At 72.1% G+C, this 20,798-nt stretch carries 22 protein-coding genes and 1 riboswitch; of the genes, 4 read left to right on the forward strand and 18 right to left on the reverse strand.

From position 1 onward, the window contains the following. Nucleotides 1–16 precede the first annotated feature (16 nt). A complete protein-coding gene (locus GA0070215_RS10840; RefSeq protein ID WP_018786382.1) occupies nt 17–502 on the reverse strand; it encodes a hypothetical protein in 486 nt (161 codons plus the stop codon). A gap of 35 nt (nt 503–537) precedes the next feature. Further along, nucleotides 538–1,581, reverse strand: a complete 1,044-nt coding sequence (locus tag GA0070215_RS10845; protein WP_018786381.1) for a prenyltransferase/squalene oxidase repeat-containing protein — start codon at nt 1,579–1,581, stop codon at nt 538–540. A gap of 98 nt (nt 1,582–1,679) precedes the next feature. Beyond that, nucleotides 1,680–1,802, reverse strand: a riboswitch (cobalamin riboswitch). Between the two features lie 271 nt (nt 1,803–2,073). Between GA0070215_RS10845 and GA0070215_RS10850 the strand changes: the two genes are divergently transcribed. Next, nucleotides 2,074–3,177 (forward strand): FUSC family protein, encoded by a 1,104-nt coding sequence (locus GA0070215_RS10850; RefSeq protein ID WP_091044748.1) that lies wholly within the window; start codon nt 2,074–2,076, stop codon nt 3,175–3,177. 45 nt (nt 3,178–3,222) lie between these two features. Here GA0070215_RS10850 and GA0070215_RS10855 read toward each other — a convergent pair whose 3' ends face one another. Continuing rightward, nucleotides 3,223–3,984: a helix-turn-helix domain-containing protein gene (locus GA0070215_RS10855; protein ID WP_091044751.1), complete on the reverse strand. Its 762-nt coding sequence runs from the start codon at nt 3,982–3,984 to the stop codon at nt 3,223–3,225. A gap of 86 nt (nt 3,985–4,070) precedes the next feature. Here GA0070215_RS10855 and GA0070215_RS10860 point away from each other — a divergent pair, with 86 nt between their 5' ends. After that, complete coding sequence (locus tag GA0070215_RS10860; protein ID WP_091044845.1) at nt 4,071–4,460, forward strand: nuclear transport factor 2 family protein; 390 nt, start codon at nt 4,071–4,073, stop codon at nt 4,458–4,460. A 49-nt stretch (nt 4,461–4,509) separates the two neighbouring features. Here the strand turns inward: GA0070215_RS10860 and GA0070215_RS10865 are convergent, their stop codons facing one another. From GA0070215_RS10865 to GA0070215_RS10880, 3 genes are all read right to left on the reverse strand, one after another. Continuing rightward, nucleotides 4,510–4,872 carry a VOC family protein gene (locus tag GA0070215_RS10865; RefSeq protein ID WP_208600324.1) on the reverse strand — a complete coding sequence of 121 codons (363 nt, stop codon included), beginning with the start codon at nt 4,870–4,872 and terminating at the stop codon, nt 4,510–4,512. A gap of 28 nt (nt 4,873–4,900) precedes the next feature. Continuing rightward, a complete protein-coding gene (locus GA0070215_RS10870; protein WP_091044759.1) occupies nt 4,901–5,875 on the reverse strand; it encodes a hypothetical protein in 975 nt (324 codons plus the stop codon). A gap of 446 nt (nt 5,876–6,321) precedes the next feature. Beyond that, nucleotides 6,322–7,272 (reverse strand): helix-turn-helix transcriptional regulator, encoded by a 951-nt coding sequence (locus GA0070215_RS10880; protein WP_091044762.1) that lies wholly within the window; start codon nt 7,270–7,272, stop codon nt 6,322–6,324. A gap of 57 nt (nt 7,273–7,329) precedes the next feature. On the opposite strand from GA0070215_RS10880, the gene GA0070215_RS10885 reads away from it, so the two are divergent. Continuing rightward, nucleotides 7,330–8,100 carry an alpha/beta fold hydrolase gene (locus GA0070215_RS10885; protein WP_018786376.1) on the forward strand — a complete coding sequence of 257 codons (771 nt, stop codon included), beginning with the start codon at nt 7,330–7,332 and terminating at the stop codon, nt 8,098–8,100. 1 nt (nt 8,101) lies between these two features. On the opposite strand, the gene GA0070215_RS10890 is transcribed toward GA0070215_RS10885, so the two are convergent. From GA0070215_RS10890 to GA0070215_RS10920, 7 genes are all read right to left on the reverse strand, one after another. Continuing rightward, nucleotides 8,102–8,611 carry a DinB family protein gene (locus tag GA0070215_RS10890; protein WP_091044765.1) on the reverse strand — a complete coding sequence of 170 codons (510 nt, stop codon included), beginning with the start codon at nt 8,609–8,611 and terminating at the stop codon, nt 8,102–8,104. Nucleotides 8,612–8,757: 146 nt separating this feature from the next. Then, a complete protein-coding gene (locus GA0070215_RS10895) occupies nt 8,758–9,774 on the reverse strand; it encodes a potassium channel family protein (RefSeq protein ID WP_141708175.1) in 1,017 nt (338 codons plus the stop codon). A gap of 114 nt (nt 9,775–9,888) precedes the next feature. Continuing rightward, the gene (locus GA0070215_RS10900) at nt 9,889–10,464 is read right to left on the reverse strand and encodes a hypothetical protein (protein WP_018786370.1); all 576 of its coding nucleotides are present in this window, start codon (nt 10,462–10,464) and stop codon (nt 9,889–9,891) included. Further along, a complete protein-coding gene (locus GA0070215_RS10905) occupies nt 10,461–11,801 on the reverse strand; it encodes a hypothetical protein (RefSeq protein WP_091044773.1) in 1,341 nt (446 codons plus the stop codon). Before GA0070215_RS10905 ends, GA0070215_RS10900 begins: the two co-directional genes overlap by 4 nt. Continuing rightward, complete coding sequence (locus GA0070215_RS10910; protein ID WP_091044776.1) at nt 11,798–12,604, reverse strand: ABC transporter ATP-binding protein; 807 nt, start codon at nt 12,602–12,604, stop codon at nt 11,798–11,800. The genes GA0070215_RS10905 and GA0070215_RS10910 overlap by 4 nt, the downstream gene beginning before the upstream one ends. Before the next feature lie 14 nt (nt 12,605–12,618). Then, complete coding sequence (locus tag GA0070215_RS10915) at nt 12,619–13,425, reverse strand: zf-HC2 domain-containing protein (protein ID WP_141708176.1); 807 nt, start codon at nt 13,423–13,425, stop codon at nt 12,619–12,621. After that, nucleotides 13,422–13,961, reverse strand: a complete 540-nt coding sequence (locus tag GA0070215_RS10920) for an RNA polymerase sigma factor (protein WP_091044783.1) — start codon at nt 13,959–13,961, stop codon at nt 13,422–13,424. Before GA0070215_RS10920 ends, GA0070215_RS10915 begins: the two co-directional genes overlap by 4 nt. A 180-nt stretch (nt 13,962–14,141) precedes the next feature. On the opposite strand from GA0070215_RS10920, the gene GA0070215_RS29540 reads away from it, so the two are divergent. Then, nucleotides 14,142–14,273, forward strand: a complete 132-nt coding sequence (locus GA0070215_RS29540) for a hypothetical protein (protein ID WP_279616552.1) — start codon at nt 14,142–14,144, stop codon at nt 14,271–14,273. Nucleotides 14,274–14,300: 27 nt separating this feature from the next. Here the strand turns inward: GA0070215_RS29540 and GA0070215_RS10925 are convergent, their stop codons facing one another. The 5 genes from GA0070215_RS10925 to GA0070215_RS10945 form a co-directional block, all read right to left on the reverse strand. Next, complete coding sequence (locus GA0070215_RS10925; RefSeq protein WP_167361507.1) at nt 14,301–15,173, reverse strand: mechanosensitive ion channel domain-containing protein; 873 nt, start codon at nt 15,171–15,173, stop codon at nt 14,301–14,303. A gap of 209 nt (nt 15,174–15,382) precedes the next feature. Next, the gene (locus GA0070215_RS10930) at nt 15,383–16,705 is read right to left on the reverse strand and encodes a cation:proton antiporter (RefSeq protein WP_244166952.1); all 1,323 of its coding nucleotides are present in this window, start codon (nt 16,703–16,705) and stop codon (nt 15,383–15,385) included. Nucleotides 16,706–17,080: 375 nt separating this feature from the next. Further along, nucleotides 17,081–17,461 carry a hypothetical protein gene (locus GA0070215_RS27970; RefSeq protein ID WP_141708177.1) on the reverse strand — a complete coding sequence of 127 codons (381 nt, stop codon included), beginning with the start codon at nt 17,459–17,461 and terminating at the stop codon, nt 17,081–17,083. A 161-nt stretch (nt 17,462–17,622) separates the two neighbouring features. Beyond that, nucleotides 17,623–18,204: a DUF305 domain-containing protein gene (locus GA0070215_RS10940; protein WP_244166953.1), complete on the reverse strand. Its 582-nt coding sequence runs from the start codon at nt 18,202–18,204 to the stop codon at nt 17,623–17,625. Nucleotides 18,205–18,254: 50 nt separating this feature from the next. Further along, nucleotides 18,255–20,084, reverse strand: a complete 1,830-nt coding sequence (locus GA0070215_RS10945; RefSeq protein WP_091044800.1) for a sigma-70 family RNA polymerase sigma factor — start codon at nt 20,082–20,084, stop codon at nt 18,255–18,257. Nucleotides 20,085–20,798 lie beyond the last annotated feature (714 nt).

Genomic DNA, 20,798 nt, shown 5'->3' on the forward strand with positions numbered 1-20,798 from the left:
ACACCGCTGCCGCGGCTCAGGGTGCGGCGATACCCGGCGGGGCGCCCGCCCCGAAGGACCAACCCTCGACACTGCCCGGCGCGGGGTTGTAGCTGGTCGCTCCCGAGGTGCTGTAGGACCAGGAGCCGCCGCTGGGTGCGTGCCAGTACGACCAGTACGCGGTGACCGGCGGGGTGTTGACGCACGGCTCGGTCGCGGCGGTGGGCTTGCCGTTGATCCGGCAGACGAAGGCCAGACCCCAGCGGGCGGTACCGGTGACGGTGAAGCCGGCGGCCTGCAGCGCGGCCAGGCCCGTGGCCGGGTCACCGGGGGCACAGCCGACCTGGACACCGCCGCCGAGCGCGGCGAAGTCGACGACCACTGTGACTCCCGAGGTGCCGACGCAGGCGGCGGCGTGCGCCGCCCGGGGCGTGGGTTCGACGGCGGTCAGCGCGACGCCCGCCACGACGGCGGCCAGCAGACCGGCCAGCCAGTTGCGGACTGTGGAACGGGGACGGAACACGGATCCTCCTGTGATCGGGTGAGCGGCGAGAGGGTTCACGGGCAGGTAGGCGCCGGTGCGCCGGAATCGGCGCCGGTGGCCGACAAGCGGGCGTACCCGGTCCCGGTGAGGCCGAGGACGGCCTGCGCGGTGGCCCGGGGTGCGGTGGCCGGGTCGAAGCCGCCGCCGTCGAAGTCGACCGCGCCCCGGTCCGCCGGTGCGGCGGCGCAGCCGAGCTGGAGACCGGCGAGGAAACCCCGGGCGCGCGCCCAGGCCAGCGGCCGGTGGCCGTCGCGCAGGGCCTGCGCGGCGAGGCCGGTGCTGTTGGCGTTGGGCGTGCCGGCGACGTTGGTGAAGCCGCCGTCGGCGCCCTGGACGGACACCAGCCAGCGCACCCCTGCGGCGGCGTCGGCCGGACGCCCCGCGGCGCGCAGCGCCTGCGTCGCGAGCGCCGTGGCGTCCACGTCGGACGAGCAGACCGGCTGCGCGGGCAGCAGCGGGTAGCCGCCGTCCGGGCACCGGGTGCCGGCCAGCCAGGCAGCCGCCGCAGGAGGCGCACCCAGCGCGGTGCGGTCCAAGGCGAGGATCGCGAAGGACTGGCTGAACGCGTTGCTGTAGTCGCCGTAAGCGGACCGGTCGCTGAACCGGCCGTCCGGCGTCTGGAGCGAACGCAGCCGGGCGATCAGGTCCACCCCGCCGACGTCGGCCGGGTCGCCGCCGCGCACCTGCACGGCGAGCGCGAGCTTGGCTGTCGCACCCGCGTACGCCTCGGAGACACCGTCACCGAGGTAGCCGTCGCGGACGTCCGGCCGGGTGACCCAGGCCAGCGCGTCGGCGCCGTAGTCGTCGGCGGCGCCCGCCGCGGCGAAGGCGAACACGGCGTCGAGGGTCAGCCCCTGGTCGGGGTAGGCGACACCGTCGAAGACCACCTCGAAGCGTTCGCCGTCGACGAGTTGCCGGGCGAGCCAGCCGGCGGCGGCCTCCGGGCGGGTGACTCCGGCGCGCTCGGGTGCGGCGACGGCTGGTGTGGTGAGGGTGAGGGCGGCGAGCACGCCGCAGAGGAGCGCGAGCAGGCGGTGCCGGCTTCGGCGGACGACCATCGGAAGCGCCTTTCCGGCCCGGCGGTCGTCGAAAGCCCTACCGACGCGGCAACGCCGGGTCGGTAGGGACTCCGACCCGTGGGCCACGACGGGTGGGGAGCGGATGCACGCGTACGACGGGTATTCGGGCTCGCCGCCCAGAGTCCACTGGACGGCCTACCGTTGCGGGCCAGCGCCGGATTTCGACCGGTCTTCCCCCGCACGTACGCGCGTTGGTTCAGTTGTCGCGACAGTCTTATGTGGCCGCTGCTCCGATGTCAATGCGCCAGGAGCCGGACACGCGCCGTGACGGGTGGTCGGAGTCGGCGTTCTCACGTCCGCCGCCGTCGGAGAGGGTCGTGGCAGCCCTTCCGATCGAACTGGCGGAATCGTCGCCCCGGCCGGCGTCCGTCACCCGGGCGATTGAGCAGGTCACGGCCGGGGTAGTGGCCCTCCTCGCGGAAGATCAATCGGCGGCCCGTCCCGGTCCGCCCGGCGAGAGGGGTACCACCGGTGCGGACCTGGGTACGCGACGCCGCCGCGCGGTTGCGCGGCGAGGCGATGACGGTGGTCGAGCTGACCGCCGCCGCTGTGGTCGCGTGGATCGTGGCGGCGGTGGTGATCCGTCACCCGGACCCGTTCTTCGCACCGACCGCCGCGCTCGTGGTGCTCGGCGAGTCCCGCGGCCGGCGGCTGCGGCAGACAGTCGAGATCCTGCTCGCCGTGGCAGCCGCGGTGCTCGTCGCGGAGCTGCTGGTGTACGCGCTGGGCCCGGGCACCGGGACGGTCCTGCTGGTGCTGCTGCTGACCACCACCACGCTCGTGGCGATCGGGGCCCGTCGTGCGCTGGTCGTGCAGGCCACCGTCTCGGCGATGTACCTGGTGGTGGTCTCCGCGCCGAACGGGACGCTGATGCCGTTCCGCTTCGTCGACGCGCTCATCGGCGGCGTGGTGGCGCTCGCCGCCAGCCAGCTGATGGCCGCCCGCGACCCGCTGGCGCCACTGGTGGCGCAGGCCCGGCGCAGCTACACCGACCTGGCCGACCTGCTCGACCGGGTCAACGCGGCGCTGCGGGGCTGCGACGAGGACGCCGCCCGCGCCGCGCTGGACCGGGCGCGGCAGGTGGACGACTGCGTCGCCGAGATGCAGGCCGCGGTGCTCGCCACCGGCGAGACGCTGCGGCTCGGACTGCGCCGCCGGCACCTGGGCAAGCTCGCCGAGGTGGAGGCCACGTTGCGGCAGCTCGACTACGCCGCCCGCAACATCCGGGTGCTGGCCCGGGCCGGCGTTACCCTGACCCGCCGGCACACCGCCACACCGCCGGAGCTGGCCGCCGCGATCGGCGCGCTGACCTCCGCCGTACGGTCGGCTGGTGAGGCCATGGCCCACGACCTCACCGGCGCCGACGCCGACCGGCACGCGCAGCGGGCCGACGCCGCGGCCCTGGAGGCGGTGCGGCTCGCCGCGGGCCTGCTGCGGACCGACCCGCCGCTGCCGGTCACCATGATCGTCGGGCAGATCCGGGCGACCGCGATCGACCTGCTGCGCGGCGTCGGCCACGACGACGTGACGGTGCTGGACCGGGTGGACGAGGCGCTCGGCCTGAGCCGGGCGTGACACCCGTCGGCCGCCGGAGCCGACTTGCCAGCGGCTGACAGGACGCTACGTCGTGAAGTAGGCGGCGCTCTCCGCGTCGGCCGGGTAGTAGGACTCGATCGCGATCTCGTCGACCGTGATGTCCATCGGGGTGCCGAACGTGGTGATGGTCGAGAACAGCCGCAGCTCCCGTCCGCCGACGCGAAGGATCATCGGTAGCACGACGTCCGTCTCGATCCGGTTACCCGGCGTATCGTCCGGCTCGGGCGCCAGCAGCTCTTCGTAGAGCGCGGTGAGTTCAGGGTCGGGAGCAGTGGCGAGCTGGCGGGAGATCCGGGCGCGGAACACCGTGCGCACGTCGGCCAGATTGACGACCATGCGCGCGAGACCGCGCGGGTCCAGTCCCAGCCGCACCAGGTTGACCGGCGGCCGCAGCAGGTCCGGAGCCACCTGTGCGAAGAACGGGTCGACGGCGCGGTTGGTCATCACGATGTTCCACCGGCGATCGAAGACCACCGCCGGGTAGGGCTCGTGGGCGCGGAGGACCCTCCGGACGGCGTCGTGGACGGCTGACAGCGCGTTGTGGTCGAGCGACCGCTCGGCGTACCGGGGTGCGAAGCCCCCGGCGAGCAGCAGCCGGTTGCGATCACGCAGCGGCACCTGGAGCTGATCCGCGAGTCGAAGGATCATGTCGGGGCTCGGCTTGGACCTGCCGGTCTCGACCAGGCTGACGTGACGAGCCGAGACGTCCGCAGCTATCGCGAGGTCCAGTTGGCTGAGTCCCCGGTGCTGCCGCCACTGCCGCAGGAGTTCCCCGACCGTGTGCACGCTGATGGAGCGTACTCATCGTTGCGCCGGACGCCATGAAATCCGAGTTCATCGACAGCCGGGGCGGCCACGCGAACACTGCATCCATGACCACGGCGAACAAGAGCATCGTCCAACGGGCGCTGGCGGGACTGATCGAGACGGGCGACGTCGATGCGCTCGCCCGGTTCCTGAGTGACGACTTCGTCCACCACAGGCCGGGTTCCACCACGTCGACGAAGGTGGAGTGGCTCGCCGCCGTCCGCGACGCGCTGGTACCGCTCGCCGACATGCAGGTCGAGATCCATCAGGTGCTGGCCGACGGCGATCACGTCGTGATGTACTCGCGACGCCGGCTTCCCGGCGCAGGGCCGGAGATCGCGGTCGTCGACATCTGGCGGATCGACGACGGGCTGATCGCCGAGGCGTGGGAGATCATCGAGCCGGTGGCCCAGGTGGCCGCCAACCGCACGTGGTGGACGCCTGCTCAGCACTGACCCTGCGTAAGCCACCTGCGATGCCGGATCTGGCAAGCGGCCGGCAGCCTCACCGGAATTGAACGATCTGGATCGGGTTGCCGTCGGGGTCGGCGGTCCACGCGATCAGTAACCGGCCGAGCCACACGTGTGGAGGCGCGAGAGCGGGTGCTCCGCCTGCGACCAGGCCCTCGTAGGCCGCTGTGGTGTCATCGGTCCAGAGGACGACCGCGACGCGCTGGCCTTCGGCGACCGGGTCCAGGCCGTGGTCCTCGCGGGTGGAGGCCACCGAGGCGATCCCGATCTTGTACCCGTCGAGGACGAGATCGATGTGAACCGGTTCGCCGTCGGTCGGTACCCGGAAGGTCTCCCGGAATCCCAGCCGGGTGTAGAAGGCGGCCGCCCGAAGGAGATCGTCGCTGAAGAGGATCACCTGGGGACTGCGGAAGGTCCACATGCGCTCACCCGGCGAGCCGGCCGCACGCGGTCCGGGTGCTCGGTAGTCCGGCCTGCTGGAAGACGAGGCGGCAGCTCCCGTTCGTCGGATCCCAGAGTTGGTCGTTGGTCACCAGCGCCCGGACCAGCGCGCGTTGCGGTTCGGTGAGCGGCCGGTGCGTCGCGTACGGCTCGGGGAACGCGAACCGCACCAGCGCGCCCCAGCCGTCGTCGAAGCCGGCCCAACTGTCCCGGCCGGCCACCTGGCAGGCAGCCGCCGCGATCTCGTCGAAGTCAGCGGCGACGCGGATCGCCGCGGCGACGAGCGCGAACTGGTGCACCCCCGGAGGTGGCGGCAAGGCCAGCGCGGCCAGGATCAGCTCACGGGCGCGCGGGTCGTCCTCGTGAGCCAGCGCGGCTTGCAGGCGGACCGCCGGGTCCGGATCGGTGAGCCGGTCGCGGAGGTCGACGCCGAGTCGGCCGAGGCAGTGCAGCCACTCCGCCTGCGGTTCGATGCCTCGCTCCGACCACTGCAGGACGAGCACCGCCAGTTCCTCCCGCCGGCCCGCGAGGGACCGCATCCGCGCGATCGCCACAAGATTCTCCGCGCGGAACAGCGCCCGGCCCGGCGGTGACGCCGCGAGCAGCGGAAGCACCACCGGGTACGCCTCGGCCACGGCTTCGGCGAGGTCCGGCAGGATCTCGGTGAAGTAGCGGTCGTCGGCGAGGTCGATCACGCTCACCGCCGCATCGCCGAGGAACTCCAGAAGCGGCTCGACGGTGTCCGGGTGGGCTCGTCCCTCGGCGAGCAGCGCGGTAACGGCCCGAACCGCAGGCGCGGTCGCCGTCTCCGGGAAACCCTGGTGCAGCACCTTGATGTCGAGGTGATACAGCGCAGCCTCCCGGGCGTCGGCGTCACCGGATTCCAGCGCGGCCAGGTGCCCTGGGGTGTCGGTCGCCCGGCCCCACGCGTGCCTGAGCCGGCTCCAGTCAACAGTCATCGCCACGTCCCCCGCGGTTGGGCAGGAGATGGTTCAGGGCCGACCTGGACTCGGCGAAGCTGCCCCGCAAAGCTCACCGCCGTACTGTATCGGCTGCGATGTCACACTGCGGCAGTGGAGCGCTTTCGGTGTGCGAGCTGCGGAAACACGCTGAGCATCCCGGTCCGGTTGGTCGAACTGCCGGCGGCGCCGCACTGGTCGGTCCTGGACTGCCACCACGTGAACCCGCCACTCCTGGACCCCGGCGCGTACGCGATCGACGAGACCGCCTACGGCCGTGATCAGGTCACCGGCACCTTCGTCCTCTCCCCCGGCGACGTACGCGGGACGCGGTTCGTCCATGACCGTGTCCGCACGGGCTGCTGGTCGCTGGTGGGATGGATCCGCTCTCTTCCGAGACGATCCGCCAGCCTGACCCAGCCGCGCCTGACCACCACTACCGACCATCAGGCGTCGGCGAGCAGCCGGTTGGCCAGGGCCCGTACCTCGTCCTTGAGTTCGTCCGGCCGGTCGATCGTGAATCGCCAACCGAGCCCGGCGAGCATCTGTGCCGCGCCGTCGAGCCGTTCGGCCCGGGCGGTGAGGCGCACCCCGCCGGGCACCTCGGTGAGCGTGCCGACCGACTGCGGGAGCCGCCGCTGCGCCTGCTCCAGGCTGGTGTGCAGGACGACGGAGATGTCGTGCGCGTACGGCACGGCTGCCAGACCGGCGAGTACCTGCGTGGTCGGGTCGAAGCCGGCCGGGATGTCGAACCTGCCCGGGGTGGGGCGGGCTGTCCCGATGCGGTCGAGCCGGAACGTCCGTACGGCCCGGCGGTGGTGGTCGTGACCGGTGACGTACCACCGGCCGGCGTGGAAGACCAGCCCGTACGGGTCGAGCCGGCGCTCGCCGGACCGGCCGCGCCAACTGGTGTAGGTGATGATCACCGGTTGTTGATGCCGGGCCGCTTCGGCGAGCACCAGCAACACCTCGGTGCCGGGCGGGGCGGGCCTGCGGACCGGTGCGGTGAAGTCCACGGTGCCCAGCAGCGAATCGATGCGCCGGGCGAGGACGGCCGGCAGCACCCGGCGGATCTTCGCGGTGGCGCTCTCGGCGGCTGCCCCTTCGGCGGTGACGAGCCCCGCCCGGGTGGCGGCGACGAGCCCGAGCATGACGGCGACCGCCTCCTCGTCGGTGAGCATGAGTGGCGGCAGCTTGTATCCGGGCGCGAGCCGGTACCCGCCGTAGCGACCGCGCCGGGCCTCGACGGGGATGCCGAGGTCGGCGAGGTGTGCGGCGTAGCGGCGGACCGTGCGTTCGTCGACGTCCAGCCGACCGGCCAGGTCAGCGACGGTGAAGCCGCCACCGGCCTGGAGGATCTCCAGCAGCGCCAGGACGCGCGCGGTGGGCCGTACCAAAAATCCGACTCCTAATCCGGGCGGAATCTGTCCGGTATTGATCGTAGCGTGTGATGCATGACGACATTCGTACTGGTTCCCGGGTTCTGGCTCGGCGCGTGGGCCTGGCGCCCGGTCACCGCTGCCCTGCGTGAGCACGGCCACGAGGTGTACCCGTTGAGCCTGACCGGCCTGGGCGAGCGCGCCCACCTGGCCCGCCCGGACACCGACCTCGACGTCCACGTCACCGACGTGGTCAACCTGCTGCGCTACGAGGACCTGCACGACGTGGTCCTCGTCGGGCACAGCTACGCCGGCGCGGTCGTGACGACAGCCGTTGCCGACCGGATGACCGACCGCATCGCCCAGCTGGTCTTCGTCGACACCGGCCCACTGCCCGACGGGGCGGCGAACGACGACTTCAGCCCGCCGCAGGAGCGGGCACGAAACGCGGCGGTGGTCGCCGAACACGGCGACGGCTGGCGGCTGCCACCCCCGCAGTGGGCCGACCTGGCGGCGACAGCACCGGATGTGGACGAGTCGGTCGTCGCGCTGCTCGATGAGCGGTCGGTGGCCCAACCGTGGGCGACCGCCACCACCCCGGTGCGGCTCACCGGGGCGTGGGAGAAGCTGCCCCGCCTCGGCGTCCTGTCGAGCTTCACCGCCGAGCAGACACGCGAGATGGCCGCCACCGTGCCGCTGTGCCGGCACATGGCCGGTGACTCGTGGCGGTACGAGGAACTGCCGACGTGGCACTGGCCGATGCTCAGCCGACCGGCCGAGCTGGCCCGGATCCTGCACGAAGCCGGGCCGACGGCACAGCCCGCGGTGCCCGGGCGACCCGCCTGAGCTACTCGCCGGTCGGGCCGCCTGCCAGTTCCGCCACGATGTCCAGGTGCCCGAGGTGGCGGGCGTACTCCTGCACGAGGTGGAACAGCACCCGCTCCAGCGACGCCGGGTCGGCGCCGTCCCAACGCCCACCGGGCGCGCCGACCGCGTCGAGGTCACTGCCCTCCACCACCGCCCGCGTGTGCCGGCCCTGGGCGCGCAGCGCGGCCAGCAGGTCGGTCCGGGTCTCCTCCGGCCCGACGCACCACCGGTCGTCGCGCCGGTCACCCCACGGGTCGCCGACGTCGCGCCCCTGGAACCCCCACTCGATCCAGCGCAGCTCCACGTACCGCAGGTGCTTGACCAGTTCCAGCGGCGTCCACCCGGACGGCAGCGCGCTGCGGCGTACGTCGTCCTCGGACAACGCGAACACCTTCGCCACCACCGTTTCCCGGAAGTAGTCGAGGTAGCGCAGGAACACTTCCGTACGTCCGGCGGCCGGAACGGTTGGCGAAGGAAACTCGATGGTCACCCGACCAGTATCCGCAGGCCCCTAAGCGGGTCGCGAGACCAGGCATCGTCGGCCGGCGAGAGCTTGCACCCGGCACGTGAGAGCTGACAATCGCCTGCTGCTGATGCCGTCACTGTTCGCGTGGCCGAACGTCTTCGTCGAGGTCGTCAGTCGAGCGTGAGCCGCAGGTCGGCATCGTCCCAGCCGTCCGAGGCGCACCAGCCTCGCAACCGGCAGCGGTGCGTCCGGGTGCCCTCGACGGCCTCCGCGTACGCCTGCTCGGGGATCGCCGGGATCCCGGCCCGGGTCAGGTCCTGCAGGGGCGGTGCGCTCACCGGTTGATCGGCGGCCACGATGAAGGAGCCGTCCAGGGTGCGTACCAGTTGCGCGAGGGCACGGGACAACGGCTCCACCGCGCCGACGTCCGGCCGGTGGTGGGGATCGACACCGCAGCGCACCAACAGCAGTGCCCCGTCGAGCACGGTCACCGCGGCGGAGGCGGATCTGCCGCATGTGCCGGCGTGGAAGTAGTGCAGCACCGGAAACGCCAGATGTCGTTCACCAAGCCGGACGAGTTCCGGGGTCAGGCTGGTGAGGTGCTGAGTGAACATGGGGGCGAACTGCCCGTCCGCCCAGCCGCGGCGGACGATGTCGGCCGGATCGGCGCCCAGGGCGGTGATGTGACCGGCGATCGTACGCTTGTCGACCACGGCGGGCACCACCTGCATCAGGTACGTGATGCCCAGGGTGACCAGGAACAGACCGGTGAGCACGGCGACGTTCGTCGCGAGCTGAGCAGCCGCGTTTCCCGGCGTGTAGTCACCGACACCGAGGGTGAAGATCGAGAATCCGGTGTAGTAGAACCTGGACCAACCGTCGGCGGGACGGCCGAACTGGTCGAGCACCGCATCCGGGGTGGCACTGAAGACCAGGAGCCAGCCGAGCCACAGCCCGGTCACCCAGGCCGCGAATGTGACCACCAGCACGCTGGTGCCGGACCAGCGCAGCAGTCGGTGCCGGCGAGGGCCACGGCCGGCGAGCCTGCGAATCAGACGCCAGACGCCCTGCGACACGCGCCGGGTGAGCCAACCGGCCCCGCCCGCCAGGGACAGTGTCGTCAACGCCGCGTCCAGCAGGATCGCCCCCACCACCAGCAGACCGGCCGAAACCAACAGCACACTCATCGCTTCACCCCATTTCGCCCGGCGTCTCGGCTCGCAGAACGCTCCGTACCGGATCAACCTCAGGCACAGCGGCGGCCGGCGCAACTTGCAGGCCGGTGATGCGCGGGGCGGAGGCTAACGACGGCCACCGAGAAAGGCGTGGGTGACGACGCCGGCGACGGCGATGGTGGCGGCGGAGACGGCGGCTGAGGTGGTGCCCGCCGGTTGCAGCATCCAGGTCAGGACCTCCTGGTACGTGTGCCCGCTCGCCGGTCCGGACAGCACCACCACCAGCGTCCACCCGACCGGGAGGAGCCAGGCCCACTGCGCACCCCAGGCGGCTCCGATGGCGAGGAGCCCAGCGAGCCCGGCGGTGTCCCGGATCATCAGCGCCGTCTTCGCCAGCGGTTCGCCGGTCAGCACCGGCGCCGCGGAGATGAGGGCCGCGGTGGCCATCACCGCCAGGAGGTGCGCGGCACGACGGGGCCGCCAGGCGAGGGAAGCCGTCCGCTCCAGCTCGGGATCGGCGCCGGTGAGCCCGGGCCCGAACGCGACGGTGGCGACGAGCGCGGACAACGACGCGACCGCGAGCCTGAGCCGCGGCTCATCGGTCGCCTGTCCCAGCCACCACGACACGAGTACGCCGGCCGCTGCCGCCCCGGCGGCGGCAACGACCCCCCGGCACCGCAGGTACAGCGTGAGCCATCTCATCTGTCGTCACCGGCCAGGATGTCGAGCAGGTTCACCTCGGTGCAGGCCAACGCCGCCTTGCGCAGCGCGGCGACCCGGTCCCGCTGTTCGGCCGCCGGGAGCGCGCCGAGCGCCTGCCACGTCTGGAGTGCCGCGTCGCGGTCCGGGCCCGCCGGTGGTGCGCCGTCGGTCAGCCAGGCGGCCGCGGCCAGCCGCGCGACGCGGTTCGCCCGCGCCGCGTCGGGGTTCCCGAGGGTGTACGCACACGGCCGGGTGCCCGCCCCGTCCAGGAGACGCCACCGCAGCTCGTCCGGACCTGCCTTGGCGCCACCCCATGGAGCGAGCTCGAGTTCCACGAGCAGCACGTCCTGCGGTTGTGGGGCGGGCGGAACCTCGTACCAGGATTCGGGTGTCTCGTGCACCGCGGTCGGTGCCTGCGGGAGCTTCGCCGACAGCGTCGCGAGCGCCTGCCGCGCCGGCTCCCGCAGATCGGTCAGTGCGCCGGCATGGACCCTGGTGACACACACGGCGGGCTCCGGCTCGGAGTCGCAGACAAGCGCGGCGGCCGCCGTGTCGGGCACCGGCAGCCGCTGCCGGCCGGCGGGGAGTATGGCCAGGGCCACCACTGCCGCGGCCACGGCCGGCAGGACCGCCGCCGTCCGGGTGGTCCGGGTGGAGCACAGGAAGCCGGCGAGCGCACTCACCGCCAGGCCGACCAGCCACACGGTGTGTGCGACGCTGACTCTGCCCAGCACCGTCACGAAGTCGCCCCAGAAGCCGAACGGTGACGGGGTCAGCAGGTGGACGGCCTTCGGCACGTGGGCGTACCCCCGATCGGTGATGGCGACGAGCGCCACTGTGGCGCCGACGACGGCGGTGACCGGCGGAGTCAGCCGTGCCGGCGCGAGCGCCCCGACGGTCATGCCGAGCCAGACGCCGGACACCATCCAGAGGACACCGACACCGGCTATCACGATGGACTGGCCCGGCAGGTAGCTCGCGTACGCCGCGACCTGGACCGCACCGCCGACGTACATCAGGCAGTAGCCGGCGGCCCCGCAGAGCGCCATGGCCACGGCCGCCGGCAGCACCCGCTGCCACCGCGGACGGGCGGTCGCCGCGACCAGTTCCCCGGTGCGGCTACGACGGTCGCGCCCTGCCTGCCACGCGCCCAGGCCGAGCGCCATCGGCCAGAGGATGAACAGGTACTCCCGCTGCCAGAGCGCCAGCAACATCCACCGTCCGCCCCAACCGTCCACGGCGAGATACAGCAGGGGCGTACCGAGCAGTGCGGCGCCCAGGGCCAACCAGAGCGCCGACGAGCGACGGATCTCGATACGGAGGATCCGGCCGATCATGCGGTGCCCCCTGCCGCGGCGCGGTGCCGGCGCAACAGTTCCGTGTACCCGCGCTCGGCCGAACTGTCACCGACCCCCGCACGGCCCAGCTCCACGAGATCCGTCGGCACACCCTGGAACACCAGCCGGCCGGCATCCATCAGCACCACGTTCGTGCAGGCGGCAACCACGTCCTCCACCAGGTGGGTGGAGACGACGACGCAGCTCTGCCCGCCCAGCTCGCGCAGCAGCGAGCGGAGAGCCATCCGCTGCTCGGGGTCGAGACCGACCGTCGGCTCGTCCAGCAGCAGGATCTCCGGGTCGTTGACGATCGCCTGCGCGATGCCGGCTCGCCGCACCATCCCACCGGACAGTGCCTTCATGCGAGAGCCGGCACGCTCGGCCAGGCCCACCCGTTCCAGCGCACGCTGGACCGCATCCGGGATGTCGTGCCCCGGCACCTCCTTCAGCCAGGCGAGGTATTCGACGAACTCCCGCACGGTGAACCGGCCGTAGAACCCGAATTCCTGCGGCAGGTAGCCGATCGACCGACGCAGCGCCCGCAGGTCGGGTCGTGCGTGCACGGCATGACCGAGTAGTTCGAGCTCACCGCCGGCCGGGCGTGCCATGGTCGCGAGCGCCCGCATCAGTGTCGTCTTGCCGGCACCGTTGGGACCGAGCAGCCCGTGCACACCGCTGCCCAATGACAGGTCGAGACCATCGACGGCAAAGTGTCTGCCCGCTCGCACCCGAAGCCCCGCCGCCCGGATCGCCCATGCGTACGTCGTCGGTGCCAGGAGGGCGGCACCGATCACCTTCCTCATTCCGTATCTCCTGCTCATCGAAGCTCCGCGTAACCACTGCGTCGAGACGCGAGGACGACAGCCACCACCGCGGTCAGCGCCGCCCAGCCGGGCAGGGCGGCCTCGGTCAGCAGCACCGGTAGCCGGGCGGTGACGATGCTCGGGCCGACGACCACCATGGCCCACAGCAGCGCCAGGCCCCCCGCCGCTCTGGGTAGGCCGACCACCTTGCCGAGCGCCAGCGCACACGCCGTGAAGGCCAGGCAGGGCATCAACCAGCGGGCCGGGGATGCGCCGACCGACCAACCGGCCACCGTCAGCACCGGAATCACCACGACGAGCACGACGAGGGTTCGTCGCAGCACCATCCCGAGGCCGGCCCGCGCGGTCGCCACGACCAGTTCGTGGGCCGCGTCGAGCCGCCGGGTCCAGGCGGTGGCGACCCCGAGGAGCGGCGCGACCGGCGCCAGGAGCACCACCAGCGACGGCAGCGCCGTACCACGGCCGGCGACGGCCAGGTCGAACCCGAGCGCGACCAGCACCATCAGCACCGTCGTCGCGAGCCACGGAACGAACACCGGCGTCACCCACCGGCCGGACGGCGCAGGCATCCACCGACGCCGGACCGTTGCCGGCGCGGCGGCGGAGATCGCCGCGTCCACCCGCACCCGGACGGAAGCCAACAACGCCACCGCGTCACCGTCGATGACGTGCGTCAGCCGGCTCCGGCAGGCGGCACACCGCTCCAGATGTGTCTCCATCGCCCACAGGACGTCCGGCGCGACAGCCGGATCACCAGCGGCGTAGCGACCCAACGCCCTGGCGGAGATGTGTGCGTTCACGACAACGCCTCCCGGAGTGCCAGTCGCGCACGACGGGCGCGAGTCTTCACGGTTCCCTCCGGAAGACCGAGCATGATCGCGGTCTCCCGGACCGAGAGTCCGTCCAGCACCAGGGCGTGCAGCACCTGGCGCAGTTCCGGTGCCAGCCGGCGCAGCGCGTCACCGATGTCGTCGCCGATCGCGCCGGCGAGCACCACATCCTCCGCCGCCGGTGGATTCTCCGAGGCCAGCGGCAGCGGCACCGCCTGGGAATCCCTCGCTCGCCGCCGGAATCCGTCGACGAGCCGCCGCGCGGCGATCGACCACAGCCAGCCGACCGCGCTACCGGCGCTCACGCCCGCGTAGGAGCCGGCGGCCCGCCACACCGCGAGGTAAGTCTCCTGGAGGACGTCAGCGATCAGGTCGTCGTCGGCGCAGCGACGGCGGAGACGAACGAGCAACCACGGGGACGTGCGACGATACAGCTCGTCGAACGCCGCGCCGTCGCCACGCGCGATCCGCCGCAGCAACTCCCCTTCGTCTTCCCTCACGCCCATACAGACGCCCAACCCCCAAGATCAGGTTCTCTCCGGTACGACCAGCTCTCCGATCACCGCCCCGGCTCGGCTCGGGCACACCGCACCTGCTCGTCGGTACGGTTGCGGTGCTGCTCCGGCCCGCCTCACCCCACCGTCCCCCACCACTTTCCGGCCATCCTCGTCTGCGAGGCGAGCGCCTTGCGGGCCCGGGATCCCCGGTTGTGGGCGGCCGGGAGCCTGGTGATGGCGGCGAGCACGGTGGTGCACGGCGTCACCGCCACGCCCGGTCGCCGCTGGTATGCCAAGCGGTCGCCGGAGTCCGCCGACTGAGGGCGCTCGGTGCGCCCGCCGCCGGCATCATTCTCGGTCGGCCGGGGCGGTGGCCGTTCTGGGCGGCAGCGACGAGTGGACGGTGATGTCCTGCGTCACCGACGCCACGCGTATGCCGTTGTCTGCGAGACGGTCGAGCACCCGGCGGGTGACCTGGTCCTTGACCTGCCGGGCGGCGCGTACCGGCACCACGAACCGGGCGGACAACTCGACCCAGTTCGGGGTGGCGCGGACGAAGACGCGGACGTCGACCTCCGCCTCGGCGACCGGGTAGCGGTGGCGCATCTGCTCGATGGCGCGTCGCGCCTCGGCGGTCGAGGAGATGTCCCGTGCCTCCTCGCACAGGATGCGCTCCGCCAGGTGCCAGTCCGCCTCGTAGGGGATGGGCAGCGTCAACTCCTCCCACAGGTGATCCAGTACGGTGCTGCTGTTGAACACCGGCGCGGTGAACACGAAGCGGTTCGACAGCGACACCACCCGTCCGGTGTACTGACGGCCGCGGATCCACGAGTCCGGGTCGGAGGAGGAGCCGCTCTCCAGGATCCGGGTCCGCAGCGGGGTGATGTCCAGGACGTCTCCGCGTACCCCGCACATCTGGATCCGGTCACCGACGCGGAACTGCCGCCCGGTGAGGATGCTGATCCACCCCGCGAACGCCCCGATGACCTCCTGCATGGCCAACGCGAGACCGGCGGCGGCCAAGCCCAGGACCACGCCGATCCGCCCGGCGAACGGCCGCCACAACACCGCCAGCGTGATCAGCAACGCCACGACGGTCAGGTAGTGCACCGCCTTGCGCAGGTAGTAACGATTACTGGTGTCCTCCACCCGCATCGTGGCCACCCGGCCGGCGAGTACGGCGATGAGAACAGCCAGCACGACCAGCACAGCGCTTGTCACGAAACGACCGCTCACGCTGCTGCTGTCCCAGACAGCCTCCAGGAACCGCTCCATGCCGCCTACCCACCGTTCTCGGCGCTGGTCCCAGCCTAGGCAACCGTCGGCGGGGGATCCCGGGAACGCCTCCATCGGTAGGGCCCGGTGAGGTGGTGCGCGGGGTGCGTCGGCGTGTCCTACGGGAGCGCCGGCCGGCCGTACCGGTCGCTGCGCTACTCCGGGCCGGCCTGACCGTCGCCGGGACCGTCGCGGCGGGCGGCACGGTCGCCGGAGCCGGGCTCGGCCGTCTCCGGCGGCGTCCCCGCAGACCGCCCGACCCGCCGCCGGATCCGGCGCACCACCCCGTGCCAGGCGGGCGTCTCGCGGTCCTCGTCGAAGGCCCGCGCGACCACGACATCGGTCGAGGAGTGCGCCAGGATCGAGATGACGATGGTCAGCGCCACCAGGTGGAACACCTCGTCGCCGGCGGCGATGCCGGACTCGAGCACCAGCAGCCCGTAGACCACCGAGGCGAAGCCCTTCGGTCCGAACCACATCGCGGCGGCCTGCTCCCGCAGGCCCAGACCCGAGCGCAAGAAGGAGACCCACAGTGCCACCGGCCGGGCCACCACGATCGCCAGGACGGCGAAGACCCAGCCGGCCCAGGAGATCTCCCCGAGGAACTCCACCGAGATCAGCGCCCCGAACACCAGCAGCGCGGCCAGTTTCAACAGCTCGGCGACGTTCTCCCCGAAGTGCTCGAACGCCACCCGCTGCCGCGGCCCGAAGGTCGCCACGGTGATCCCGGCGGCGAACGCGGCGAGGAACAGGTTGCCGTGGGTCGCCTTACCCAGCGCCAGCACCAGCAGCCCGATCGCCACCCCGTTGAGCGGCTCGTACGCCGCCGAGGCGGCGAACCAGCGGGTCCGCTCCAGCGCGATCGCGGCCAACGGCACCAGCACACCGATCAGCAGCCCGACCGCCAGCTCGGTGCCCAACTCGCCGAGGTGCAGATCCTCCGAGCCGGACGCGATCGCGAGCAGGACCACGACGAACGGCAGCGCCAGGCCGTCGTTGACACCCGACTCGACGTTGAGGAGATGCCGCAGCCGGGCGGGAACCTTGTCGTTGCCGACCAGCGCGGCGGCGAAGACCGGGTCGGTCGGGGCGAGGACCGCCCCGACCAGCAGCGCCTCCGGCCAGTCCAGTCCGGCGACCCAGTGGGCGAGCGCCGCAGTGACGAGCAGGGTGAGCGGCAGTCCCCATCCCAGGGCGCGCCCGGGCAGCCGCCACGCCGAGCGCAGGTCGGCCCAGCCGACCCGCATCCCATCGGTGAACAGCACCGCGAACAGCGCCAGCTCCGCCAGTTGCGCGACGATCGGGGAGTCGGCCCGTAGGTGCAGCACCCCGGTGGTGTCCTCACCGAGCACGAACCCGGCAGCCAGGAACAGCGCAGCGGTCGACAGGATGGTGCGTTTGGCCAGCGCAGACACGAGGACGGCGGCCAGGAGGACAGCGGCGAAGCACAGGAGCAGCACAGGACGCCTTCCGGACATGGGTCGTCACACTGCCGGCCAGACTCCGCTGCCTTCCCGAGCGTGACATGCCGCGTCACGGTAACCCGCGCTCGCCCTGGTAGCACGGGGAGGTCGGGGACGGCCGCTCTCCCCCGCCACCGGCCGTCCCGCGCAGCGACCTGCCCCCTCGTGCGGTTTCCGAGTGACGATCACCGCGTCACGAACAACCGCCGATACCGTCTTCGATGCAGGGTGGCACTCCGTTCGGGACAGCGACGACACCAAGACGGAGAAGTCGCGACCGATGCTCGCCCCTCCCCAGCGGTGCGTCATCGCGCTGCGGCCACACCGCGAGCGGCAGAGCCGCGGTCAGGTTGAGGCCGGGAAGGACTGGCAAGCTCTCGGCCTGGTGCATCAGCTGTGCGCGTTGAGGAAGCCGATCAGCGTCGCGGTCCACCAGCCGAGCTGGGAGGTGAGGGCCGGCCGAGGAGCACCCCGTTGACGCCGACCACGAGCACCGCGAGCAGCTTGACCCGTACCAGCGCGGATGAGGTGTCCGGTCCCAGCGCGGCGCCGCTGACGACGAGACCGGCCAGGCAGCCAGATGAGCGGGTGCGCTCCGCGTGCCGCGTTGAGCACAGCGTCGAGTGGTTCGCGGCGCAGCAGCCAGCGCAGGCTGAACCAGTCCACCGTCAACACCGCGCCGAAGCCCATCACCAGGCACGTGAGGTGGCAGAAGAGGGCGAGCATCCGCCCACCAGGGGAGAGACTGACGTGCGGCGCGGCGATGACCACCGCGCCAACCCGCCGCCGGCCCGGTCGCGGCGTCTCCGCCCGTCGGCACCGGCGTCCCGGCATGTCGCGCCGATCGCCTGGCGCTCGTTCCGTGAGCACCCGTCGCGGCGCGACGGGTGGCGGGTGACACCCGGCGCGGGCCCGGCACGGTGCCGTAGAGGTCAGTTGTCCGCATCGCCGGTCGCGCCGGGCCGACCCGCCAGAGCGCTCAGCTCGGCAGCTCGTGTCGCCTCGATTCGTCCGGCGAGCGCCCTGACCTCCGGGCTGCCCCCGGCGGTCTGCTCCCCCCGACTCAGCACGACGGACTGCTCGAGGTGCGCCCGCAGCAGACCGACGGCCCGGGACGGCACCTCGGCATCGGGGGTGGCGCGCAGGTCGGCGAGGCGCTCGTCCGTGACCATGCCAGGCATCTGATGCCCCTCGTGGATGTTGTGCTCCGGAACGTTGCCTGCGGCCAGCAGACCCCGCAGCTCCACCACCTCGGCCCGGTGCGTCGTCCGGATCTCGCCGAGGACGGCGCGCAGCGCGGGATCGGTGGTCGACGGACGGGTGTCGAGGTGGTCGATCAGCGCGAGGGCCCCGTCGTCCATCGGCAGCAGCAGTTGGATGAAGGCGTCGTCGGTGCCGTTGAGCACCACCGGTGCAGTGGGCGCGGCAGCGACCGACCCGGGCGCGGCGGGCTGGTCGGCACGGTCCGTCTGCCGGGTCAGGGCGACGGCCAGCGTCGTCGCGGCAAGTGTCACGACGACGCCGGTGATCCGCCAGGCAGACGCCCTGCGCGCGGGACCGACCATCAGCGCGCGGCCTGGAACGCTCGACCGATCGCCGTCGCGCTGGTGCCGTCGCTGAACAACCCCGACTTGTCCTTGTCGCTGGCGGACAGACCGAACCAGGCGTACCGCTGCACGTAGGGGAGCTGGCCGAGCATGGTGGTGGCCGCGGTGAGGAAGGCCGCCTGTTGCTCCTGACCGGGGAAGATCTGACGCCCGCCGTCGTAGCGGATCAGCGCGAACTCGGTCAGCCAGATCGGTTTCTTGTAGCGCTGGTAGACGGCTTGCAGGTACTGCCGTAGCTGGTTGACCGCCGCGGCCGTCGTGAAGTCGGCGCCGTACCAGTGCAGGGCGATGAAGTCGACCCGGTGGCCCCGGGCCTCGGCGCCGGCCATGAACCTGTCCAGCCAACCCTCGGGGTCCGCGCCACCCCAGGCAACCGCCGGGCTACTCAGTTTGTTGCCGGTCGCCATCAGTTGCGGCCACAGGTCAAGTGCCTGGTCGACGGTCATGTTCGCCTGCTCGGGCAGGTCCGGCTCGTTGAAGCCGAGCAGGTAGGGCCCGGCCGCCCGGGCCCGGGCCAGGTCCGCGGCGTTTACGTTCTCCGCGCTACGGATCATGGGCACGAAGGTCGCGCCCCGCGGAGTGCTGACACCCGGGTGCTGGGTGCCCCAGGTGTAGTACCAACCGGCCTTCGAGTTGGCCAACGCCTGGCTCACGCCGGCGAAGTTCCACACTCCGACGCCCTTGCGGGCGGAACTCACCGCCGGCACTACCGGCGCCTTCGGAAGCGATGGCCGCACGCTCGGCGACGGCGCCCTGGTCGGGGAGGCGACGACTGTGGGCGCGGCCGGTGGCGCACCGGCCCAGGAGGGCGCGGCCTGGGGCGCGGCACCCGGATCGGCCGGCCGGAGCACCACCACCGCGGTGATCACGGCGGCCGCCACCACCGTCGCGGCGAGGGACAGCATCAGGCCCCGGCGCGTGTGCACCGCCAGGTCGACGGCCGTCGACGGTGGCCCGACGGCCGGCGGGGCCGCCGGAGGCACGGCCGGGTGCGGGATGTGGGCGCTGAGGCCAGGCGGAAGAGGCAGCAGCGACATCCCCGCGAGCAGCCGGTCGATCGGGAGGAAAGCGGCACCTAGGCGCCCACAGAACGCGCAGTCGCGGACGTGCCGGGCCAGCCGTTTGCGCCACAGCGGGCTGGGCCTGCCGTCCCACTCGGCCGTCAGGGTGTGCAGGTCCGGGCACCCGGGCCGGGCGTGCAGCGCGCGGACGACTCCTCGGGCGCCCTGGATCTGCTCCTTTATCCGATGGATGCGTACGGCGGCGTGCCCTGGTGACAGACTCGCCGCCTCGGCGACCTCGGTACGCGTCAGCTCGCCGGTCTCCTCCAACCACCACAGCGAGAGCAGTTCCTGGTCGTCCGGATCGAGCCAGCGGGTCGCTTCGGCGACCTCACGTCGCTGGTCGGTGAGGCCGAGCCGGAGGATCGTCAGTCCGGCGAAGTCGGAGGCGGGGTCGGGCACGTTGTCGACCGCGTCCAGACCGGCGTCCCGGTTGTGGGCGGCCCGTCGGCGCTGCTCCCAGTCGCGCACCTGCCGGATGCTGATCGCCACCAGCCAGGACCGGTATGCCGTCGGGTCGTTGAGGGTGGGCAGGTGCCGGATCACCCGTACCAGGGTCTCCTGGACCACGTCGTCGACGTCGGCGTGGCCGCGGAGCGCGCGCCCGACGATGTTGTAGACCAGCGGAAGCGACGCCGCCACGACCTCGTCGAGAGCGCGCCGGTCGCCCTGTCGGGCCGCGACGACCAATCCGGGATCGGGTACCGCCCGAACGGCTGACGACATGGGTTCTACTCCTTGTTCGATCGACTCGAACAGCGCCCGTGGGCGCTGACCGCCTCCTGATCGGAGACGATCGGTGGCAGGTCAGATTACGGTTTTCCGCGGGGACGCGTTACTGCTGGCTGCGGTGGGACTGTGCTGGTCACCGGCCCGGCGCAGAGGCATCGGCGCGGCCAGCACGCCAGGACTCGCCCGCATGGGCTCGCGGATCGCGGTGAACGGTCGGGCCGCCGCAGCTGTCGAGCGCGCGACGGAGGCACAGCGGAACGAGGTCTCCCGACGCGGTGGGCGCCGAGTCGGGCGCGGACGGGTCGAGAGCGCTCCGTGCCGGCGTGCCGCGCGGGCTCGCCGCCCGTCCTGGCGGGCATGCCATCCCTGCGTTCCGCAGCTCAGCGTCGATATAGTCGGCGTCGCGGTGTGAAGGTGCAGGTCAGGGCGTTGCAGCCTGGCGGGAACGGCGAAAACGCCTAGTGACACGCCTGCCTGTGGATAACTTCCATGAGCTGCTGATCTATGCGTGGTTTCATAGTCGGTGTACGGTCGTGCCTCGTGTACGTGAAGGCGTCGACACGCAAGACCCGTGACGGGCAGACGATCCGCTACCTGCAGTTGGCCCACAACGAGTGGGACCCGGCCGCGAAGGCGTCCAAGACCCGGGTGTTGTACTCGTTCGGCCGCGAGGACCAGCTCGACGTGGCCGGTATCCGCCGCCTGGTC

Origin of the sequence: Micromonospora marina, assembly GCF_900091565.1 — a bacterium.
GTDB classification, from domain to species: Bacteria; Actinomycetota; Actinomycetes; order Mycobacteriales; family Micromonosporaceae; genus Micromonospora; species Micromonospora marina.

Excerpts from the sequence above, each read along its gene's own strand:
- GA0070215_RS10845 (WP_018786381.1), bottom strand. The coding sequence starts at position 1,581 with ATGGTCGTCCGCCGAAGCCGGCACCGCCTGCTCGCGCTCCTCTGCGGC.
- GA0070215_RS10860 (WP_091044845.1), top strand. The coding sequence starts at position 4,071 with ATGACCACGGCGAACAAGAGCATCGTCCAACGGGCGCTGGCGGGACTG.
- GA0070215_RS10870 (WP_091044759.1), bottom strand. The coding sequence starts at position 5,875 with ATGACTGTTGACTGGAGCCGGCTCAGGCACGCGTGGGGCCGGGCGACC.
- GA0070215_RS10885 (WP_018786376.1), top strand. The coding sequence starts at position 7,330 with ATGACGACATTCGTACTGGTTCCCGGGTTCTGGCTCGGCGCGTGGGCC.
- GA0070215_RS10895 (WP_141708175.1), bottom strand. The coding sequence starts at position 9,774 with ATGAGTGTGCTGTTGGTTTCGGCCGGTCTGCTGGTGGTGGGGGCGATC.
- GA0070215_RS10900 (WP_018786370.1), bottom strand. The coding sequence starts at position 10,464 with ATGAGATGGCTCACGCTGTACCTGCGGTGCCGGGGGGTCGTTGCCGCC.
- GA0070215_RS10905 (WP_091044773.1), bottom strand. The coding sequence starts at position 11,801 with ATGATCGGCCGGATCCTCCGTATCGAGATCCGTCGCTCGTCGGCGCTC.
- GA0070215_RS10910 (WP_091044776.1), bottom strand. The coding sequence starts at position 12,604 with ATGAGGAAGGTGATCGGTGCCGCCCTCCTGGCACCGACGACGTACGCA.
- GA0070215_RS10920 (WP_091044783.1), bottom strand. The coding sequence starts at position 13,961 with ATGGGCGTGAGGGAAGACGAAGGGGAGTTGCTGCGGCGGATCGCGCGT.
- GA0070215_RS10930 (WP_244166952.1), bottom strand. The coding sequence starts at position 16,705 with ATGTCCGGAAGGCGTCCTGTGCTGCTCCTGTGCTTCGCCGCTGTCCTC.
- GA0070215_RS10945 (WP_091044800.1), bottom strand. The coding sequence starts at position 20,084 with ATGTCGTCAGCCGTTCGGGCGGTACCCGATCCCGGATTGGTCGTCGCG.